The 19,382-nt window shown below is 73.9% G+C and carries 18 protein-coding genes; 7 read left to right on the top strand and 11 right to left on the bottom strand.

Annotated features, from left to right (window positions below; all coding sequences use genetic code 11):
- The first annotated feature begins 1 nt into the window (after window position 1).
- Together QQX10_RS08860 and QQX10_RS08865 are read left to right on the top strand one after the other, a co-directional pair.
- Entirely contained in the window at window positions 2-1,018 is a 1,017-nt protein-coding gene (locus QQX10_RS08860; protein ID WP_301119898.1) for an AAA family ATPase, read from the top strand.
- The gene (locus QQX10_RS08865; protein ID WP_301119896.1) at window positions 1,018-2,310 is read left to right on the top strand and encodes a DUF58 domain-containing protein; all 1,293 of its coding nucleotides are present in this window, start codon (window positions 1,018-1,020) and stop codon (window positions 2,308-2,310) included. Before QQX10_RS08860 ends, QQX10_RS08865 begins: the two co-directional genes overlap by 1 nt.
- 36 nt (window positions 2,311-2,346) lie before the next feature.
- On the opposite strand, the gene QQX10_RS08870 is transcribed toward QQX10_RS08865, so the two are convergent.
- The gene (locus QQX10_RS08870; RefSeq protein WP_301119894.1) at window positions 2,347-3,342 is read right to left on the bottom strand and encodes a stage II sporulation protein M; all 996 of its coding nucleotides are present in this window, start codon (window positions 3,340-3,342) and stop codon (window positions 2,347-2,349) included.
- Between the two features lie 39 nt (window positions 3,343-3,381).
- Between QQX10_RS08870 and QQX10_RS08875 the strand changes: the two genes are divergently transcribed.
- The gene (locus QQX10_RS08875) at window positions 3,382-4,203 is read left to right on the top strand and encodes an RDD family protein (RefSeq protein WP_301119892.1); all 822 of its coding nucleotides are present in this window, start codon (window positions 3,382-3,384) and stop codon (window positions 4,201-4,203) included.
- On the opposite strand, the gene QQX10_RS08880 is transcribed toward QQX10_RS08875, so the two are convergent.
- Genes QQX10_RS08880 through QQX10_RS08890 form a run of 3 tightly spaced genes read right to left on the bottom strand, consistent with a single transcriptional unit; the run spans window position 4,179 to window position 6,957 of the window.
- Complete coding sequence (locus QQX10_RS08880) at window positions 4,179-5,126, bottom strand: cation diffusion facilitator family transporter (RefSeq protein ID WP_301119890.1); 948 nt, start codon at window positions 5,124-5,126, stop codon at window positions 4,179-4,181. The two genes, QQX10_RS08875 and QQX10_RS08880, sit on opposite strands and share 25 nt — an antisense overlap.
- 1 nt (window position 5,127) lies before the next feature.
- Window positions 5,128-6,555 carry a phosphomannomutase/phosphoglucomutase gene (locus QQX10_RS08885; RefSeq protein ID WP_301119888.1) on the bottom strand — a complete coding sequence of 476 codons (1,428 nt, stop codon included), beginning with the start codon at window positions 6,553-6,555 and terminating at the stop codon, window positions 5,128-5,130.
- 45 nt (window positions 6,556-6,600) lie between these two features.
- Complete coding sequence (locus QQX10_RS08890) at window positions 6,601-6,957, bottom strand: DUF3499 domain-containing protein (protein WP_436968556.1); 357 nt, start codon at window positions 6,955-6,957, stop codon at window positions 6,601-6,603.
- A gap of 73 nt (window positions 6,958-7,030) precedes the next feature.
- Here QQX10_RS08890 and QQX10_RS08895 point away from each other — a divergent pair, with 73 nt between their 5' ends.
- A complete protein-coding gene (locus QQX10_RS08895; RefSeq protein WP_301119884.1) occupies window positions 7,031-7,429 on the top strand; it encodes a metallopeptidase family protein in 399 nt (132 codons plus the stop codon).
- A gap of 6 nt (window positions 7,430-7,435) precedes the next feature.
- On the opposite strand, the gene QQX10_RS08900 is transcribed toward QQX10_RS08895, so the two are convergent.
- From QQX10_RS08900 to QQX10_RS08910, 3 genes are read right to left on the bottom strand one after another with little or no spacing between them, the layout of a single operon-like run.
- On the bottom strand, window positions 7,436-8,764 hold the full coding sequence (locus QQX10_RS08900) for a DUF5719 family protein (RefSeq protein ID WP_301119881.1): 1,329 nt from the start codon (window positions 8,762-8,764) through the stop codon (window positions 7,436-7,438).
- Window positions 8,761-11,877, bottom strand: coding sequence for a glycosyltransferase (locus QQX10_RS08905; protein WP_301119879.1), 3,117 nt, complete (start codon window positions 11,875-11,877; stop codon window positions 8,761-8,763). Before QQX10_RS08905 ends, QQX10_RS08900 begins: the two co-directional genes overlap by 4 nt.
- Window positions 11,878-11,901: 24 nt before the next feature.
- Window positions 11,902-12,222 (bottom strand): WhiB family transcriptional regulator, encoded by a 321-nt coding sequence (locus tag QQX10_RS08910; protein WP_301119876.1) that lies wholly within the window; start codon window positions 12,220-12,222, stop codon window positions 11,902-11,904.
- A 188-nt stretch (window positions 12,223-12,410) separates the two neighbouring features.
- Here QQX10_RS08910 and QQX10_RS08915 point away from each other — a divergent pair, with 188 nt between their 5' ends.
- Entirely contained in the window at window positions 12,411-13,730 is a 1,320-nt protein-coding gene (locus tag QQX10_RS08915) for an LCP family protein (protein WP_301119874.1), read from the top strand.
- 85 nt (window positions 13,731-13,815) lie between these two features.
- Window positions 13,816-15,069, top strand: coding sequence for an LCP family protein (locus QQX10_RS08920; RefSeq protein WP_301119872.1), 1,254 nt, complete (start codon window positions 13,816-13,818; stop codon window positions 15,067-15,069).
- Window positions 15,070-15,138: 69 nt separating this feature from the next.
- Here the strand turns inward: QQX10_RS08920 and purE are convergent, their stop codons facing one another.
- On the bottom strand, window positions 15,139-15,642 hold the full coding sequence (gene purE / locus QQX10_RS08925; RefSeq protein ID WP_301119870.1) for a 5-(carboxyamino)imidazole ribonucleotide mutase: 504 nt from the start codon (window positions 15,640-15,642) through the stop codon (window positions 15,139-15,141).
- Window positions 15,639-16,781 carry a 5-(carboxyamino)imidazole ribonucleotide synthase gene (locus QQX10_RS08930; protein ID WP_301119868.1) on the bottom strand — a complete coding sequence of 381 codons (1,143 nt, stop codon included), beginning with the start codon at window positions 16,779-16,781 and terminating at the stop codon, window positions 15,639-15,641. The genes purE and QQX10_RS08930 overlap by 4 nt, the downstream gene beginning before the upstream one ends.
- A 45-nt stretch (window positions 16,782-16,826) precedes the next feature.
- On the opposite strand from QQX10_RS08930, the gene QQX10_RS08935 reads away from it, so the two are divergent.
- On the top strand, window positions 16,827-17,315 hold the full coding sequence (locus tag QQX10_RS08935; RefSeq protein WP_301119866.1) for a GtrA family protein: 489 nt from the start codon (window positions 16,827-16,829) through the stop codon (window positions 17,313-17,315).
- 20 nt (window positions 17,316-17,335) lie between these two features.
- On the opposite strand, the gene QQX10_RS08940 is transcribed toward QQX10_RS08935, so the two are convergent.
- Together QQX10_RS08940 and QQX10_RS08945 are read right to left on the bottom strand one after the other, a co-directional pair.
- Window positions 17,336-18,646, bottom strand: coding sequence for an ATP-binding protein (locus QQX10_RS08940; RefSeq protein ID WP_301119864.1), 1,311 nt, complete (start codon window positions 18,644-18,646; stop codon window positions 17,336-17,338).
- A 9-nt stretch (window positions 18,647-18,655) separates the two neighbouring features.
- Complete coding sequence (locus QQX10_RS08945; protein ID WP_301119862.1) at window positions 18,656-19,333, bottom strand: response regulator transcription factor; 678 nt, start codon at window positions 19,331-19,333, stop codon at window positions 18,656-18,658.
- Window positions 19,334-19,382: the final 49 nt, after the last annotated feature.

Here is a 19,382-nt window from a genome sequence, read left to right on the forward strand (position 1 = left end):
CATGCCCGACACCGCACCATCCTCCGAGGGCGCACCGCCGCCCGGCCCGGCGTCCGAGGCTCCCGCGGCATCGTCCGCCCGGGACGCTCTGGGTCGCCTCCGGACCGAGGTGGGCAAGGCCGTGGTGGGACAGGATCCGATCGTCACCGGCCTGGTGATCGCGCTGCTCTGCCGCGGGCACGTGCTGCTCGAGGGCGTGCCCGGCACCGCGAAGACGCTGCTGGTGCGCACCCTGGGCGCGTCGCTCGGCCTCGACACGTCGCGCGTCCAGTTCACGCCGGACCTCATGCCCGGTGACGTCACGGGCTCGCTCGTCTACGACGCCCGCACCGCGGCGTTCTCGTTCCGCGAGGGACCCATCTTCACCAACCTGCTGCTCGCCGACGAGATCAACCGCACGCCCCCGAAGACGCAGTCCGCGCTGCTCGAGGCGATGGAGGAGCGGCAGGTGACCGTCGACGGCGAGGCGCGCGCCCTGCCGACGCCGTTCCTGGTGCTCGCGACCCAGAACCCCGTCGAGTACGAGGGCACCTACCCCCTGCCTGAGGCGCAGCTCGACCGCTTCATGCTGAAGCTCCCCGTCGCGCTGCCGGACCGGGACTCCGAGACCGATGTGCTGCGCCGCCACGCCGCCGGCTTCGACCCGCGCGATCTGGCCGCGGCGGGCGTCTCGGCGGTCGCGAGCGCCGAGGACCTCGAGCAGGGCCGCCGCGAGTCCGCGCAGGTGGAGATCTCGGACGACGTGCTCCGGTACATCGTCGACGTCTGCCGGGCCACGCGCGAGGCGCCCTCGGTGGCGCTGGGCGTCTCGCCGCGCGGCGCGACCGCGTTGATGGCGACGTCGCGCGCGTGGGCGTGGATGCGCGGGCGGACCTACGTCGCGCCGGACGACGTCAAGGCCCTCGCCGCCTGGACCCTCGCCCACCGCATCCAGGTGCGCGCCGAGGCCGAGCTCGAGGGCGTCACCGCGACCTCCGTGCTCACGTCCGTGCTGGCGACGGTCCCCGTCCCGCGCTGATGTACCTCACCGGCTGGACGGTCGCGCTCGCGGCGCTCGGGGCGGTCCCCGCGGCGCTGTCCCAGTCGCGCGGCGTGGCGTTCGCGTGGATGCTCGGCGTCGCGCTGCTCGCGCTGCTCGACGCGTGGCTCGCGCCCCGCACCGCGACGGTGGGGGTGCGGCGCGAGGCGCCCGCCTCCGTGCGGCTGACCGAGCCGACGTCCACCCGCCTGGTCGCGGGGCACGTCGGCGGCCGACGACGGGTCCGCGGCGTCCTCCGCGACGCATGGCAGCCGTCCGCGGGAGCCGCGCGGACGCGACACCGGTTCGACCTCGGCCCCGGCGAGGCGGCGACGTTCGCCACCGCGATGCGCCCGACGCGTCGGGGCGACCGGCACGCGGGTCCCGTCACCATCCGGACCGCGGGTCCGCTGCGGCTCGCGGGGCGCCAGCGCTCGGTCGAGGTCCCGGCGCGCCTGCGCGTGCTCCCGGAGTTCGCGTCCCGCAAGCACCTGCCGTCGCGGCTCAAGCGGCTGCGCGAGATCGACGGCAGCACCGCGGTGCGCCTCAAGGGCGCGGGCTCGGAGTTCGACTCGATGCGCGAGTACGTGATCGGGGACGACGTGCGCGCGATCGACTGGCGCTCCACCGCCCGCCGGGGCGAGGTGCTGGTGCGCACCTTCCGCCCCGAGCGCGACCGCCGGGTGCTGATCGCGATCGACTGCGCGCGCCAGTCCGCGGCCCGGGTCGGCGACGCCCCGCGGCTCGATGCGTCGATCGAGGCCGCGCTGCTGCTCGCGGCGCTGGCCTCCCGCGCGGGCGACCGGGTGCAGGCGACGGCGTTCGACCGCTCCGAGCGCGCCCGGGCCGCCGCCACCGGCGAGCAGATCATGCCGCTGCTGGCCGAGGCGCTCGCCACGGTCGAGCCCTCGCTGCTCGAGCCCGACTGGCCCGCGCTGCTGCGGCTCGCCCAGTCGCGGGTGTCCCAGCGCGCGCTGGTGGTCCTGCTCACCACGGTCGACACGTCCGCGACGGACTCCGGACTGCTCGACGCTGTCGCGGCGCTGCAGCGCCACCATCAGGTGCTCGTGGCCTCCGTGGAGGACCCCGAGGTCGCCGAGATGGCGGCCGGCCGGGACGATGCGGCGGCCGCCTACGCGGCCGGCGCCGCGGCCCGGGCGCTGCTCGAGCGTGAGGCCGTCGCGGCGCAGCTGCGCCGGCTCGGCGCCGAGGTGGTGCTCGCCGCACCGGACTCCCTCGCGCCCGACGTCACGGACCGCTACCTGGCGCTCAAGGCGGCCGGCCGGCTCTGACGTCGGCTCCTCCACCCCGGACGGTGCGCACGGGGCTCAGCCCGCGAGGGCCACCTGGTCCGTCGCGAAGTCGCCCTCCGCATCACCGGTGGCGCCCGCGCGCGTCGCGGCGCGCCCGGCCACGAAGATGTACATCCAGAACGCGGTGACCGCGATGACGCCGATCACGATCTTGAGCCACCAGGGCATCAGCGATCCCGTCACGTAGCCCTCGATGAGTCCCGACAGGAAGAGCGCGATCACCAGCCCGATCGCGACGCCGACCGCCGCCCGCCCCTCCTCGGCGAGCGCCCGCGACCGCGGCCGCGGCCCGGGCACGAGCATGGTCCAGCAGAGGCGGAGCCCCGTGCCCGCGGCGACGAAGACAGCGGAGAGCTCGAGCAGCCCGTGCGGCATGATCAGCTGGAAGAAGATGTCGAGCGCCCCCGCCTCGGCCATGATCGCGCCCGCCACGCCGAGCTGCAGGACGGTGTTGTACATCAGGAACAGGGGGTAGACGCCCGTGATGCCGAACGCGATGCACTGCGCCGCGAGCCAGCCGTTGTTGGTCCACACGGTGGCGGCGAACGAGGTCGAGTCGTACTCGGTGTAGTAGCTGGCGAACTCCTCCTGCGCGATGGCGGCGCGCACCTCCGGCGGCCCGACCAGGTCGAGGGCGTCCTCGTGGGTCACCGTCCACCAGCCCGAGACGAACGCCATGACCACCACGGCGAGCGTGACCGCGACCGCCCACCAGCGCACCCGGTGGAGCGCCGCCGGCAGGCCCACGAGGAGGTAGCGCGCCACCTCTCGCGTCGACGCGGTGTGGGCGCCGGTCAGCCACACCCGCGCGGAGGCGAGCACCACCGAGAGCCGCGAGACCAGGGTCGGCTCCGGTGCGGCGGATCTCACCGTCGACAGGTCACCCGCGGTCGCCTGGTAGAGCCGGGCGAGCTCGTCGGCCTCCGCGCCTGACAGGCGACGTGCGCCCGCCAGCTCCTTCAGCCGCGCCCAGCGGCGTTCACGGGAGGCGCTGAAGGAGTCGATGTCCACGCCGCTACGATGCCACAGGAGCCCGAGGAGGAGGAGAGCGTGGACGACGAGGACCAGATTCTCATCGGCGAGGGCGTGGTGCTCGACTCGGGCGCGGCCCCCGTCACGCTGAGGATCCTGTCCGGCGCCCTGGACATGCTCGTGGTCCTGGTGCTCTACGCCGCCGGCTTCGGGCTGGTGGGGCAGCTCCTGCCCGCGGTCGACGATGCATGGGCGCGCGTGCTCGTCATCGGCTGGACCGTGACGTGCCTCGTGATCGTGCCGACCACGGTCGAGACCCTGTCCCGGGGCCGTTCGGTCGGCCGCTGGGCGGCGGGCCTGCGGGTCGTCCGTGACGACGGCGGCCCCGTGTCCGTCCGCCACGCGCTCACCCGGGCCCTCCTCGGCGTGCTCGAGATCTACGGCACGGTCGGCACGCTGGCGGTCACCGTCTCGGTGCTCGGGGCGCGCGGCAAGCGGATCGGCGATCATCTGGCCGGCACCTACGCGATGCGCACCCGCGGCAGCCGCACGGCCCTGCCGCCCCTGTCCATGCCGCCCGGGCTGGGCGAGTGGGCGCGGACCGCGGACATCACCCGGCTGCCGGACGGCCTGGCGCTGACGGGCCGCATGTTCCTCGCGCGAGCCGACCGGATGCACGCGCCCTCCCGGGTGCGCCTGGGAACGCTGCTGAGCGGGCGCATGGCGACCCATGTCTCGCCGCCCCCGCCGGCGGGCACCCACCCCGAGGCGTTCATCGCGGCGGTCCTCACGGAGCGACGCGACCGCGAGTGGATCCTCGAGTCCGCGCGGATGAGCCGGGCCGAGGCCGACGGCGACGCGTTGCGCCGCCTGCCCTACGGCATCCCGGACGTGGACTGATCCGTCGGCTCCTCGGCGTGACGGACGTCGGGCTCGATGAAGATCAGCCGGACCGCGGGGACGGCCGCACGGACCAGCGCCTCGGCCCTGTCGGTCCGCTCGCCGATCTCCGCGAGGGAGGCCTCCGGCTCCGCGGCCACCTTGACCGCCAGCAGGATGTCCTCGGGGCCGAGGTGCGAGGTGCGCAGGTGGATGACGTCGGGGTAGCCGCCCTCCGCGAGCGCGGTGCGGATCTTCGCCAGGTCCTCGTCGGTCGCCGACTCCCCGAGCAGCATCTCGCGGGTCTCGCTCCCGAGCACGATCGCGATCGTGACGAGCAGGAGCCCGATCGCCGCCGAGCCGACCGCGTCCCAGCGGCCGTCGTGAGTGACGAGGGTCATCGACACCCCGAACAGGGCGAACACCAGGCCGATCAGCGCGCCGAAGTCCTCGAGGAGGATCACCGGCAGCTCGGGCGAGCGCGACCGGCGGATGAACCTGCCCCAGCCGACGTTGCCGCGGATCTTGTTGGACTCGCGGATCGCGGTGCGGAAGGAGAGCCCCTCGAGCACGATCGCGATCACCAGCACGGCGATGGGAACCCACTGCCACGACTCGATGGGCTCCGGATCGTGCCACTTGTGCCAGCCCTCGTACAGCGCGAACAGGCCGCCGACGGTGAAGAGCACCACGGCGACCAGGAACGCGTAGTAGTAGCGGTACCGCGAGAATCCGAACGGATGCTCGGGCGTCGCCTCGCGCTTCGCGGCCTTGCCGCCGACCAGCAGCAGCACCTGGTTGCCCGAGTCCGCGACCGAGTGGATCGCCTCCGCGAGCATCGAGGACGCGCCGGTGAGCGCCCATGCCGCGAACTTGGTGACGCCGATCCCCAGGTTCGCGCTGAGCGCCGCGACGACAGCCTTGGTGCCGCCCTCGGTCGACACGTCAGCCCTGCCGGATGACCGCGAGCACGCGGTCGCGCATGCGCTCCATGAGCTCCTGGCCGTCGGCCTCCGAGTTGAGCCGCAGCAACGGCTCGGTGTTGGACGGGCGCACGTTGAACCACCAGCGCTCACCCTCGCCCGGGGCGGGCCAGTGCTCGACGGTGAGGCCGTCGAACTCGTCGGAGTAGACGTCGTCGGTGACGAACGCCTCCTTCACGCGGGCGAGCGCCGCGGGGACCGAGTCGACCTTCGAGTTAATCTCCCCGGAGGCGACGTACGGGTCGTGCGCCGTGAGCATCTCGGACAGCGGTCGGTCCTGGGTGCCCAGCGCGGCGAGCACGTGCATGGCCGCGATCATGCCCGAGTCGGCGTACCAGAAGTCACGGAAGTAGAAGTGGCCACTGTGCTCGCCGCCGAAGATCGCGTTGAGCCGCGCCATCTCCGCCTTGATGAAGCTGTGGCCGACGCGCGATCGCACCGGCGTGGCTCCGGCGGCCGCGAGCTGCTCGCGCACCGCGCGCGACGAGATCAGGTTGTGGATCACGGTGGGCTGGCCGCCGGATGCGAGCTCGCGCGCGGTCTCCCGCAGGCCCACCAGGCACGTGATGGTCGACGGGGTCACGACCTCGCCGCGCTCGTCGATCACGAAGCAGCGGTCCGCGTCCCCGTCGAACGCCAGGCCGATGTCCGCGCCGTGCTCCCTGACGGCGGCCTGCAGGTCCACGAGCGTCGACGAGTCGAGAGGGTTCGCCTCGTGGTTCGGGAAGGTGCCGTCGAGCTCGAAGTACAGTGGGATGATCTCGAGGGGCAGACCGGGGAGGCCCGCCTCGGTGCCGAGCACCGCGGGCACGGTGTACCCGGCCATCGCGTTCGCCGCGTCGACCACGACCTTGAGCGGCCGGATGCCGTCGAGAGGGACCAGCGAGCGCAGGAAGGCCCCGTACTCCCCGATCATGTCGCGCGTGGACTCCGTGCCGGGCGTCTCGGCCGCCGGCGGCTCCTCGACCAGGTAGCGTGCGGCGGTCTCGCGGACGTCGGCGAGACCGGAGTTCTCGCCCACCGCCCGGGCGCGGGAGCGGCACATCTTCATCCCGTTGTACTCCGCCGGGTTGTGGCTCGCGGTGATCATGACGCCGGGCAGGTCGAGCGCGCCCGAGGCGTGGTACAGGCCGTCGGTCGAGCACAGCCCGATGCGGACCACGTCGACCCCGCGCCGCGTCAGCCCCTCGGCCACCGCGTCGGCGAGCCACGGCCCGCTGTCGCGCATGTCGTGGCCGATCGCTACCGTGGTGCCCCCCTCGGGGAGCACGATCGCGTCGGCGAAGGCCGCGCCAATCGCGCGGGCGACCGGGGCGGTCAACGTGTCGCCGACGATGCCGCGGACGTCGTAGGACTTGATGAGGGCGCTGAGATCAGGTGCGTCGGTCACGCCCTTAGGTTAGCGGGACGCCCCCACCCGGCCGCTAGGGGGTCCTCAGCCGTCGGTCGAGATGACGCGGAGGTGCCCGCGGCGCGGCTCGGACGCCACCGGCGCCGGCACGGTGAAGGTCGCGGCGGGCCGCGGCCGGCCGGCCTCGCGCACGGCCCGGGCGAGCGCCTCGAGGTCGTCGGTCGACGGCTCGGGCTCGACGTACTCGGCCTGGATGTGCACGACGTCCCAGCCGCGCGGCGCGGTGAAGCGGTCGGCGTGATGCGCGCACAGGTCGTAGGAGTGCGGCTCCGCCGTCGCGGACAGCTGACCGACCACCACGGTCGAGTCGGCGTACACGTAGGTGAGCGTCGCCGCCGCGGGTCGGGCGCACGAGCTCCGCGAGCACTGCCGGGTTGCCATCACGGTTCGAGACGCTACCCCGCCGCCGCGGCGCGCGGGCGCTGCCACGCCGGGGTCGCGGTAGCCTCGCACCATGTCACGCCGCGACCGCCACGGGCGGGGCCTGCGCCGCCCGTTGCTCCCGTTCGGCGCACCCGGGCATCGCACCCGCGCCGAGCGCTTCGACGACGCGCTGGCCGATGCCGCGGAACGCCTCGCGGCGCGGTGGGGAGGCGAGTGGGGGCGCATCGAGTTCGGGTCCGAGGACGTTCCGCCCTCCGACCCGACGCCGTGGGAGGACGGCGTGCCCCTCGGACGCCTGTTCCCCGCCGAGCTCGGCCAGCCGACCCGGATCGTCCTGTACCGACGACCGATCGAGCAGCGCGTGGAGCCGGGCGACCTCCCCGCCCTGGTGCGCGACGTCCTGGCCGAGCACGTCGCCCACGTCCTCGGCATCGCACCCGAGGACGTCGACCCCGACTACGGCACCTGATCCCGGTCAGGACGGCTCGACGTACGCGCCGCGCGTGACGTCGACGCCGATCGGCTCGACATCGGTTCGACGCGGCGTCAGCCGGGAGACGAAGCCCGGCGAGTCTTCCAGCACGAGCTCCCACGCGAACCCGGCGGTCCCGGTGAGCTCCGTGCCGGCGGCCACGTCGAGCGGGAGGGACGCGACGGTGCCGGCGCTGAGGGTGCGGCTCACCACCTCCGCACCCGACGCGTCGGTGAGGGTGAAGGTGCCGACCGTGGGCGCGTAGACCACCACGGCCGTGGTGTGCTCGCCGACACGGACGGACCTCGGCATGCCGTCCGCGATCGCCTGCGCGGGCGACCAGGCGAGGTCCCAGGCCTGCGCGTCGCGCGGGCCGTCGATCACCGCGCGCGGCACGCGGACCATCGCGGCGGCCGTGACCGGCGCGTCGGCCTCGATGGTGATCGCGCCCGCGTCGACCTGGGGCACCACGACCTCCGTCACGACGCCGGGCTCGAGCTCGAGGGCGCTCACCCCTCCCCACGTCGCGGCGCCCTGTCCGGTGAGCAGCGCCAGATCCAGGGTCGCACCCTCGGGGGCCATCAGGCGGAGGAGCGTCTCGGCGCCGTCGGCGGCACTGCCCACACCCGCGATCACGAGCGAGCGGGCGGGAGAGGCCGAGGGGACCACCCAGTCGGTGCCGGCGGGCTGGAAGCCGTCGAGCCGCGAGTCCTGGATCGCCGCGACCACGCCGGCTCCCGTCGCCGTCACGCGGGTGACGAGCGCCGCCGTCTCGGCCGCGACCCCCTCGATCAGCAGGTCCTGCTGCCCGCCCGCGGCGACGGACACGACGGTGCGGTCGTCGACCTGCCCCAGGGGGCCGTAGTAGGTGACCGTGACCTCGGTCGACGCCTCGGTCGGGTTGGTGAGCACCAGCCGGGCGCTCGACCCGAGCGCGGTCGATCCACCGACCAGCCACTGCTCCTGCGACGGCGCCGTGCAGCCGGCCGCCGCCAGGCCCGCCACGTCGCCGCCGCCGACCCGCTCGACCGAGGCCCCGGTGTCCGCGCCGGTGGTGAAGCCGGCCCCGGCCCCCTGGCGGTCCTCCCCCTCGGCATCGTAGGCGACGTCGTCCGAGCCCGAGTCGAGCGCGGCGTCGCCGGACTCGATCTGGCCCACGGGGATCTCGACCTGGCCCGGGCAGGCGAGCGGCTGCTGGTCGGGCGTCACCTCGCCCTGGTAGGGCGCGGACGCGAGCGGCTCGCCCGCCGGGATCGCGCCCGTGAGGGCCGCCGCCGCGACCACCGCCGCGCCGGCGAGCACGGCGCCGACCCGGCTCCACCGCATCGTCATCGTCTCACCGCCCTGTGCCGCCGGTCGTGCAGCGGGATCATGCCGATCATGGCCCATCCGACGGCGACGACGGCGGCCCACCACCACACCCGGTAGGTGCGGTCCTCGTACTCGTACGCGACGTGCGCGGCGCCCGCCGGGACCGCGAACGCCACCCGCCCCAGCGCATCGTCGACCCGCTCGAGCGCGACGCCGTCGGCGGACGCCTGCCACCCGTCGGCGTCCGGTACGGCGACGATCAGGCGGCCCTCCTCGAGACCCTCGGTGACCACCTCGCCTCCCCGGCCGTCGGCGTCGAGCACCACCGCGTCGGTGCCGCCCGTCTCGATCCAGGCGCGCGAGACGGGGGCATCGCCCGCCGTGCGCGGCACCCGATAACTGGTGCCGTACTCGCTCGCGCCGATCAGCCGCAGCCCGGCCATCTGGCTCAGCGCGCCGCCGACCTGCGTCGATCCGGGCGCCGCGACCACGACGCCGACGCCCCAGTCGGCGAGCGGCTGCTGCGCGGTCGCCCCCGAGCCGGCCAGCAGGGTGACCAGCGGCTCGAGCACCTGCCCCGGATCGGAGCCTCCGGCGAGGAGCGACCCGTCGAGCGCGCGGTCGGCGCGACCGGCTAGCAGCACGGTCCCGTCGGTCTCGAGCAGCGAGTAGCGGACGCCCGCGTCGGTGTCGGCGACCACCAGGACGCGTTGGCGGGTCGGCAGGTCCTGCTCGAGCGTCGCAACCAGCGGCAGCACCCGGGCGTCGACGGGGTGCACGTCGCCCCGCTCGGCCCGCCCGGGCCAGGCCTCGACTACCACCGCGGCGGCGATCACGCCGCACGCGGCGACGATCCCGAGCGAGAGCGCGAGCCGGCGGCCGGCGCGCGCCCGCCCCGCGCCGGCGTCCCACGCGCGGAACGATGCCGCGGCGACGGCGGTGAGCAGCCCGAGCACCATGAGCGAGCTGCCGGGGCCGGCGAAGCCGTTCGCCTCCGCACCCGTCGCGGTCGCGGGCACCACCACGGTGCGCTGCGCGGCGACGGCCACCGTGAGCCCGACGGCGGCGACGCCGAGACCGGCGGCGACGCGCGCGGGCGCCCGTCCGGACAGGAGCGCGAGGGCCGCCGCGGCGACCACCGCGAGCCCGACCGCTCCGACCACCAGCGTGCCCGGCAGGTCCAGGCCCGGCACCCCGCGCGAATGGTCGGTCAGGCCCAGCAGGATGCGCCACGGCGCCGTGACGCCGGACGCCAGCGCGGGTCCGGGTTCGCGCGCGAGGATCGCCCACGCCTGCGACGTCAGCGGCCCCGCCTCCCAGGCGGCGACCAGCGCCGGCCCGGAGACGATCAACGGCGCCGCCGCCGCGGTCCACACGCGCCAGCGCGCACTCCGCGCGAAGGCGCCCGCGACGACGATGACCGCGACCAGCGGGACCAGGAGCACCGGCGCCGCGACCACGATCACGGCGGAGGAGAACGCGGCGCCCATGGCGGCGCTCGGGGAGGCGAGCCGCACCGGCGGGTGCTCCTCGCCGTCGCCCACCGCCTCGCCGCGGTGCCAGCCCGCCGCCCGCGCGATCGCGAGCGCGGCCCACGGCAGCATCACGTGGGCGACGACCGCGCCCACGCGGCCGTCGGAGATCGCCTGGAGGTGCAGGGGCCAGAGCCCGTACGCGAGCGCGATGAGGGCGCGTGCCCACAGCGAGCGCGTCGCGGCGCCCGACGCGAACCAGGCGGACATCGCCGCGAGGGCGACCCCGAGACCCAGCAGCAAGCCGATCCACACGCGGGTCCCGCCCGGGAGGGCGGCGGCGGGGAGCATCAGGGCGGCGAACGCCCCGTCGGTCGCGGGGGCGCCCAGGCCCTCGACGGTCCAGCCCGACCAGGTGCGCTCCCACAGGTACGACAGCGGCACGTCGGTCACCCCGAGCGCCTCGCCGGCCAGCATGCGCCCGCCGATAAGCGCGCGCAGCCAGGTGCCGTGCAGCAGCACGGAGACCGTGATCGCCGCGACCAGCACGCCGCCCAGCGCCGCACGCCGCCGCAGGCCTGCCGCCGCGACCTCCTGCGCGACCATGTCGGTGGGCGCGGACGCCGCCTTCCAGCGGTCGTAGGCGCGCAGCTCGCGCGACCTCACGTGCGTCCCGACGCCACGGACGCCCACCAGGAAGGGCCGCACGGCGGAGCGCGGGCGCGACGCGCCGCGGCGGATCCGCGCGCGCATGCCGGGGACGGCGGGCAGGCGCGCGAGCACGCGCCACGGCACCGCCAGGTCGGCCCCGACCATCCGGGACTCGTTCTGCGCGATCCGGAGCACCGCGCGCGCCAGCGCCGAGAGGAACATCCACACGAGCAGCAGCGGCACCCAGGGCAGCCGGCTCCAGGACAGCGCGTGCAGCCATTCGCCGGTGCGCCGGAGCCCGTACGTCGCGGCGCGGCCGCGGCCGCCATGGCGCAGGCCGTCGAGGCCCTCCTGCGCATGGCGCATCAGCGCGGTCGGGACGATCACGACGTCGTCGCCGGCGCTCCAGGCGCGGCGGCACAGATGCAGGCTGGACCCGTAGCCGCGGTACGCGGGCTCGACACCGCCGAGCCGCTCCCAGGCCTCCCGCCGCACGAGCGCACCCGCGAGCGAGGCCCCGAGCACGTCCTCGCGCTCGTCGTACTGGCCCTGGTTGATGTCGTCCTCGTCGACCAGGTCGATGCGGCGGGCGCCCACCCGGGTGGTGCTGATGCCGAGACCCACCAGCCTGCTCGTGTCGTCCCACCGCACCTGCGCGGGGGCGATCACCGCCGCGGCCGTCCGCCGCTTCGCCGCTGCGACCAGCAGCGCCAGCGCGTCGGGCAGCGGCGCGGTGTCGTCGTGCAGCAGCCACAGCAGCTCGCGGGAGTGCGCGGGATGGGCGGCGAGCACCGCGTCGACGGACGCGCCGTAGTCGGCGGCCAGGTCGACGCTCCGGTCGACCTCGAGGCCCTCAGGCGCCGCCCCGTGGTCCTCGCCGGCGGGGGTCACGACGTGCACGACGTCGGGTCTCACCGACTGGGCGGCCACGGCCGCGAGCACCTCGGGAAGCAGGGTGGAGCGACCGTCGGAGACGACGACGGCGCGCACCAGCAGGCGCGCAGAGCTCATCGCGCTCCCACGCAGACTCTCCGCTCAGACAGCGCGCCGCTTGAGCTTGCGGCGCTCACGCTCGGAGAGGCCGCCCCAGATGCCGAAGCGCTCATCGTTCGCGAGCGCGTAGTCGAGGCACTCGGAGCGCACGTCGCACGACGCGCACACCTTCTTGGCCTCGCGGGTCGAGCCGCCCTTCTCGGGGAAGAACGCCTCGGGATCGGTCTGGGCGCACAGCGCGCGCTCCTGCCACGAGAGCGGACCGTCATCGTCCGTCCCGTCGAAGATGTCGACCACCGACGCGAGCGTCGAGGCCGGCTTGCCTGCGTCGGAGGGCATCGAACCGTCGTAGATATTCCACATGGCCCCCACCTCCGTTCACCACGAGAACTGCCGATCTCGCTGACGGGACGTACCTCCCGCCTAGAGGAATTACACCCGTGTAAGCACGCCCCGTCAAGTCGAAGTGCGCGATCCGTCACGACGGTCCCGCACGCGCGCCCGGGCGTGTCGCGCGGCCCCGCCGCCCGGCACCGCGCCATAGCGCCGTGATGCGCGCGTCGAGCATCTCCGAGCCGCGGTGGGGCGCGGCCGGGATCGCGCTCGCCCACGCCTACACTGACCGGCAGGACGGGGGCCGGAGGCGGACGATGCTCGACGAGGTGCTGGTCGCGGCGCGGCACTCCCGCGGCGACAGGTGGCGCCGATGGCTGTGGTGGGGCGCCATGGCCGGGGTGGCCGTCCTCGGGTTCCTCGCGGTGTACGCGAACACCCTGGTCACCCAGCTGGACACCACCCTCACCGCCAACGCGCAGGACGTCGACCACATCGTCGGCGCCCGCCCGAGCAAGTCGGCGACGCCGACCGACGGTGCGGCGGGCGAACCGCTGACCATCCTCCTCATGGGGTCCGACACGCGCATCGGCGCCGGCAACCAGGCGGTGGGCGGCGGCGACGTCGAGGGCATGCGCAACGACACGACCATCCTGGTCCACGTCTCCGGTGACCGCACCCGCATCGACGCCGTGTCGATCCCGCGCGACGCCCAGGTGGAGATCCCGGAGTGCACCTACCTCGACGGCGGCACCCACCCGGGCGGCACCGGCGACTTCAACATCGCGTTCTCGAACGGGGGCGCGCAGGGCAACGCGGCCGAGGCCGCGGCGTGCACCATCAAGACGGTCGAGCAGCTGACCGGCGTCTACATCGACCACTACGCCGTCGCGGACTTCGACGGCTTCATCCGCATGGTCGACGCGATCGGCGGGGTCCCCATGTGCATCCCGACCAGGATCGTCTCCCGCGAGGCCGACCTCGACCTCGAGGCAGGGCCGCAGATCCTCGACGGTCACGAGGCGCTCGGCTACGCCCGGCTCAGGAAGGCGGAGGTCGGCGGCGTCTCCGGCTCCGACCTCCAACGGGTGACCCGGCAGCAGCAGCTGCTCAGCCAGGTGGCGAGGACGGTGCTCGCGAAGAACCTGCTCACCGACGTGGGCGATCTCACACAGTTCGTGCGCGCGGCGGCGGAGTCGCTCACCATGGATCCCGAGCTGGCGGATACCTCGTACATCATCGGTCTTGCCTACGCGCTGCGCGGCATCGATCCCGGCGAGATCACCTTCGCGACGGTCCCCTGGCAGTACACCCCGGACTTCCTCGACGTGGAGCTCCTGCCCGAGGCGGAGCAGATGTGGGACGATATCCGGAACGACCGCCCGCTGTCCGTCACCGCCGAGGGAGATGCGAGCTCCGCGTGGGACGACGGCAGGAAGACCTCCGAGACCCCCGCGCCGGCCGCCTCGACCGACCCCGATGACGGCGACGGTGGCTCGGGATCCGGGGCAGCCGACCTCCTGCTGGAGTGCCGCTGAGCACGGCTCGGAACCCGAGGCACGCATCGGGCGTTGTGTCGCCGGACCACCGCAGCGTGCCCGCACGCCGACCACAGGAGCATGAATGACCGCCGAGGTGACCGACCCTCGAAGCAGCCGCCGCCTCAGGCATGCCACGCGCATCCCCGCTCATCGCGCGCTCGCGGCGGTGTTGTCGGTGATCGCCGCGTTCGCCGGGTTCGGCATCGTGTTCGTCGAGACCAGCCTCAACCGGATCAACGACAGCTTCACGACGCAGGACATCTCGGCGCTCCTGCCCAAGGTGACCCCCACAGCCTCGGCCGACCCCGAGGACGCGGCCGCGGGCCAGGCCCTGAACATCCTCCTGCTCGGCTCCGACACCCGCCTCGGCGAGGACAACCAGGAGCTCGGCGGCGGCGACGTCGAGGGCATGCGCAACGACACGACGATCGTGATGCACATCTCCGCCGACCGCAGCAGGATCGAGATGGTGTCGATCCCGCGCGACTCGCGGGTGGCGATCTCGGACTGCAGGATGCTCGACGGCAGCACCGTGAAGGGCTGGACCGGCAAGTTCAACATCGCCTTCGCGAACGGCGGCAGGAACGGCAACGTCGCCGAGGCGGCGGCATGCGTGGCGACCACCCTGTACGACCTCCTGGGCCTCGAGATCGACCACTATGCGGTGGTCGACATGGAGGGCTTCACGGAGGTCGTCGACGCGCTGGGCGGCGTGCCGATGTGCATCCCCAACGACGTGTACTCGAAGAAGGCGCACCTCGATCTGGAGGCCGGGGCGCAGGTGCTCGACGGCGAGACCGCGCTCGCGTGGGCGCGGGCCCGGACCGGCACCGGGCTCGGGGACGGCTCCGACCTGATGCGCATCGACCGTCAGCACGAGCTGCTGACGAACATCGCGCGCAAGGCCCTCGGACTGAACCTGCTGACCGACGCGACCAAGGGCACCGCCTTCATCACCGCGGTGGCGGAGTCGCTCACCATGGACCCCGAGTTCGGCGACTCGCACTACCTGCTCGGACTCGCGTGGAGCCTGCGCAACTTCGACACCGAGAATCTCTACATGACGACCATCCCGTGGGAGTACCCCGGCGACGGCACCGGCGACGTCGTGTGGAAGGAGGCCGAGGCGCAGGCGATGTTCGACGCCATCATGGCCGACCAGTCGATCATCCCCGAGGCCGACGCCACCGACCCGACCGCGAGCGCGAGCGCGACGGCATCGCCGGAGGCCTCGCCGTCCGCGACCTCGAGCGCGTCGGCGACGCCCAGCATCACGCCCAGCCCCGAGCGCGAGACCGAGCAGGACATCCTCGACTCCTGCGTGATCGACCAGTAGCCCGCCGCGCGTGAGAGGGGCCGCCCCGAGCGTCGGGGCGGCCCCTCTCGCGTCGGGGGACGATGCGGGTCAGGCGCGGCGCAGGGCCTCGCCCTTGGCGTAGGCCAGATCGCGGAGCTCCTCCTGGAACTCCCGCATGCGCTCGCGCAGTCGCGCCGCCTCGGCGCCCTCGCCCACCCCCAGGATGCGGGCGGCGAGCAGGCCCGCGTTGCGCGCTCCTCCGATCGACACGGTGGCGACCGGCACGCCCGCGGGCATCTGGACGATGCTGAGCAGCGAGTCCATGCCGTCGAGGTGCTTCAGCGGCACCGGCACGCCGATCACGGGCAGCGTGGTCACGGAGGCGAGCATGCCCGGCAGGTGCGCGGCGCCGCCGGCACCCGCGATGATCACCTGCAGGCCCCGCGACTCGGCCTCGCGACCGTAGGCGATCATCTGCTCGGGCATGCGGTGGGCGGAGACGACGTCCTTCTCGAAGGCGATGCCGAACTCCGCGAGCGCCTCCCCTGCGGCCTTCATGGTCGGCCAGTCGGAGTCCGAGCCCATGACGATGCCCACCCGAATCGCGCTCATGCCGCACCTCCGTCCCTCACGATAGCGGCGGCGGCGACGGCGCGGCCGTACGCCTCGTCCCGCGTGGCGGCCGAGACGTTGACGTGGCCGACCTTCCTCCCCGCGCGCACGCCCTTGCCGTAGAGCTGCACCTTCGCGCCCGGGTCGCCGATCTCCGCCAGCGCATCGGTGAGGGTGGCGCGGGCACCGCCGAGCACGTTGGCCATCACGGTCCAGGGGGCCGTCGGGGCGGTGTCGCCGAGCGGCAGGTCCAGCACCGCACGCAGGTGCTGCTCGAACTGGCTGGTGACCGCGCCGTCGATGGTCCAGTGACCCGAGTTGTGGGGACGCATCGCCAGCTCGTTGACCAGGATGCGGTCGCCGGCGAGGAAGAGCTCCACCGCGAGCACGCCGGTGACGCCGAGGCCCTCCGCGACGGCCTCGCCGATGCGCGCGGCCTCGGCCGCCACGTCGCCGGGAAGGTCGGGAGCCGGCGCGATCACCTCGGAGCACACCCCGGCCCGCTGGATCGACTCGACGGTCGGCCACGCCCGCATCTCGCCCGATGGACGTCGCGCGACGAGCACGGCGAGCTCGCGGTCGAACGGCACCTTCTCCTCGAGCAGCACGCGCGGGCCGCCGTCGGCCGCGGCGCGCAGCCAGTCGGCGGCCTCGTGCGGGGCGTGGATCACCCGCACGCCCTTGCCGTCGTAGCCGCCGCGGGAGGTCTTGAGCACGCCCGCTCCGCCGTGCACGGCGAGGAAGTCCTCGACGTCGCCTTCGGTGTCGACGTGGGTCCACGCCGGGTTCGGCAGGCCGAGCGCATCCATCCGCGTGCGCATCTCGATCTTGTCCTGTGCGAACAGCAGGGCGTGGAGCCCGGGACGCGCGGGCACGCCGCACTCCTCGGCGGCGTCGAAGACGTCCGCCGGGATGTGCTCGTGCTCCCACGTCAGCGCGGCGGGGCGGGGATGCGCGAGCAGCCGCTGGATCGCATCGGGATCCGTCGGCAGGCCCACCACCGTCTGGTGCGCGGGCAGGGCGGAGGCGGCCTCGGGCGACTCGACCAGGACGCGCAGGGTCAGGCCCAGCGCGGTGGCGGGTGCGGCCATCATGCGGGCGAGCTGCCCGCCGCCGACGACGGCGACGATCGGGGTCATGGGGTCAAACCTACCGGGGTCCGGGCGGCGCTAGGCTCGACCCTCGTGACCATCACGGGCTGGGTGCGCAGGCGCGCGGGCGAGCTGACCCGCTTCTCCGTCGTCGGCGTCGCCGGCGTGGTCGTCAACCTCGGCGTCTTCAACCTGCTGCGGCTCGGTCCGCTGGCGCCCGACTCGACCGTCGCGGGCGACGACGACCGGGTGGTGACGGCGAAGGTGGTGGCGACGCTCGTGTCGATCCTGTTCGCCTGGGTCGCGCATCGCGGCTGGACCTTCCGAGGGCGCCGACGGCACCGCCCGGCCCGCGAGCTGGTGCTGTTCGGCCTGGTCAACGCCGCCGCCCTGGCCGTGGAGGCCGGTGCGGTGGCGGTGAGCCATCACTGGTGGGGCCTCACCAGCCTCTGGGCGGACAACGTCGCCTCGGTGATCGGCATCGGCCTCGGGACCATCACCCGCTACGCGGGCTACTCGCTGTTCGTGTTCGCGGATGCGGACGACGCGGCACGCACGGGACAGGCGTCCGACGCCTCCTGAGGCCGAGCGCCGCGCGCGCCTCAGCGCCGCCGGCGCCGCGGGTCCACCGCGCGTCCGTGCGGCACGATCTCCTCGAGGTCGACCATGCGGGGCACCCCCTGGAGGAAGACCGCGAACATGGCGGGGACGCGCTGCGCGAGCTCGAGCCGTCCGCCGTCGGCGGTGACGAGGTCGCGCGCGAGCGCGAGGCCGAGCCCCGTGCCCTTCCCCGATGTCACCTCGCGCTCGAAGATGCGACCGGCGAGGTCCTCGGGGACGCCGTCCCCCTGATCCCCGACCTCGATCACCACGGCGTGGTTCTGTCCGGACTCCCGCGCGACCACCCGGGTCACCCCACCGCCGTGCTTGAGCGAGTTCTCGATGAGCGTGGCCAGGACCTGCGCGAGCCCGCCGGGGGTCGCGAACACGGTCGAGTGAGTCGGCTCGATCACCAGGGTGCGGCCGGCCTGGTGGAAGGGCCCCGACCACTCCTCGCGCTGCTGCTCGAAGACCTCGTCGAGCTGCACCAGCTCGGTGCCGGACCCGAGGGCGCGGCGCGACCTGCCGAGCAGCTCGTCCACGACTCCGACCAGGCGCTCGACCTGCTCGAGGGAGCGCTCCGCCTCCTCGCGGACCTCGGCCTGATCCGTCATGAACGTGATCTCCTCGAGCCGCATCGTGAGCGCGGTGAGCGGCGTCCGGAGCTGGTGCGAGGCGTCGGCGGCGAACTGGCGCTCGGTCGCGAGCCGGGCGGCCATGCGGTCGGCGCTCCGCGCGAGCTCGTCCGCCACCATGTCGATCTCCTCGATCCCCGTGGCCTCGAGCCGTGGCCGCACCTGGCCGGATCCGAGCTGCTCCGCCGACGCCGCGAGATACACCAGCGGCGCCGCCAGACGGTTCGCCTGCCAGACGGCCATCGCGATCCCGGCGACGATCGCGACGGTGCCGGAGGCGACCACGAGCGCGATCATCCTGGCGCCCTGCCAGAACACGTCCCACCACGAGATGTACGCGAGAACGCGGATCCCCGACTCGGTGGCGTAGCTCTCGGAGTACGCGGGAGACGGCTCCTCGCCGCCGGTCACGACCGTGCCGTCAGGCAGGGTGACCTGGATGTAGGACGGCGAGCCGGGCGTGCGGCTCACGAACGAGTTGACGTTCTCCTCGGTGATCGACTCGCCCGACTGGTAGCGGACGTCGAGCGCGCGGGCCGCGGTCGACGCGCGCGACTCGAGGTCACGGAGGGCGTCGTCGCGGATGATCTGCACCACGGCGACCGCCAGGGGGATGCCCAGCATGATGACCGCGACCGCGAGCGCGGAGACGGTCGCGGCGAGGACGCGGCGGCGCACGCGCCCCGCCTAGGCGTCGTTCTCGAAGCGGAAGCCCATGCCGCGAACGGTGGTGATGTACTGGGGGCTCGCGGCATCGTCCCCGAGCTTGCGGCGCAGCCACGACACGTGCATGTCGAGGGTCTTCGACGGCGCCCCGGCATCCGCCGACCACACCTCGCGCATGAGCTGCTCCCGCGACACCACGGAGCCCGCGTGCTGCACGAGGACGTGGAGCAGGTCGAACTCCTTGCCGCTGAGCTGGAGCTCGTCGGACCCGAGGTAGGCGCGGTGGCCCGCGACGTCGATGCGGACCCGTCCCACCTCGAGCTCGCCGCCGGGCTCGGCGCCGGTGCGACGGCGCAGCAACGCGCGCACGCGCGCCAGCAGCTCCGCGAGCCGGAAGGGCTTGGTCACGTAGTCGTCGGCGCCGGCGTCGAGGCCCACCACGAGATCCACCTCGTCGGCGCGCGCCGTGAGCATCAGGATCGGCACCTGGAGGCCCTTGTCCCGGATGCGTCGAGCCACGTCGACACCGTCGATGTCCGGCAGCCCGAGGTCGAGGATGACGAGGTCCGCGTCGTCCGCGGCGTCGACCCCTCCCACGCCGGTGCCGTGCCACTCGACGTCGTACCCCTCGCGACCCAAAGCACGGGTCAAGGGTTCTGAAATGGTCGGGTCATCCTCGACCAAAACAATTCGCGTCATGCCGATACATTACCCGCCCTTTGCCGGAAATCAACGCCGGCCGCGCCGC

Source organism: Demequina lignilytica (genome assembly GCF_030418305.1).
Taxonomy (GTDB): Bacteria; Actinomycetota; Actinomycetes; order Actinomycetales; family Demequinaceae; genus Demequina; species Demequina lignilytica.

Bases quoted from the DNA above. Each gene is read 5' to 3' on its own strand.
- QQX10_RS08860 (WP_301119898.1), top strand. From the start codon at position 2: ATGCCCGACACCGCACCATCCTCCGAGGGCGCACCGCCGCCCGGCCCG.
- QQX10_RS08865 (WP_301119896.1), top strand. From the start codon at position 1,018: ATGTACCTCACCGGCTGGACGGTCGCGCTCGCGGCGCTCGGGGCGGTC.
- QQX10_RS08890 (WP_436968556.1), bottom strand. From the start codon at position 6,957: ATGGCAACCCGGCAGTGCTCGCGGAGCTCGTGCGCCCGACCCGCGGCG.
- QQX10_RS08895 (WP_301119884.1), top strand. From the start codon at position 7,031: ATGTCACGCCGCGACCGCCACGGGCGGGGCCTGCGCCGCCCGTTGCTC.
- QQX10_RS08900 (WP_301119881.1), bottom strand. From the start codon at position 8,764: ATGACGATGCGGTGGAGCCGGGTCGGCGCCGTGCTCGCCGGCGCGGCG.
- QQX10_RS08905 (WP_301119879.1), bottom strand. From the start codon at position 11,877: ATGAGCTCTGCGCGCCTGCTGGTGCGCGCCGTCGTCGTCTCCGACGGT.
- QQX10_RS08910 (WP_301119876.1), bottom strand. From the start codon at position 12,222: ATGTGGAATATCTACGACGGTTCGATGCCCTCCGACGCAGGCAAGCCG.
- QQX10_RS08915 (WP_301119874.1), top strand. From the start codon at position 12,411: ATGCGCGCGTCGAGCATCTCCGAGCCGCGGTGGGGCGCGGCCGGGATC.
- QQX10_RS08920 (WP_301119872.1), top strand. From the start codon at position 13,816: ATGACCGCCGAGGTGACCGACCCTCGAAGCAGCCGCCGCCTCAGGCAT.
- purE (WP_301119870.1), bottom strand. From the start codon at position 15,642: ATGAGCGCGATTCGGGTGGGCATCGTCATGGGCTCGGACTCCGACTGG.
- QQX10_RS08930 (WP_301119868.1), bottom strand. From the start codon at position 16,781: ATGACCCCGATCGTCGCCGTCGTCGGCGGCGGGCAGCTCGCCCGCATG.
- QQX10_RS08945 (WP_301119862.1), bottom strand. From the start codon at position 19,333: ATGACGCGAATTGTTTTGGTCGAGGATGACCCGACCATTTCAGAACCC.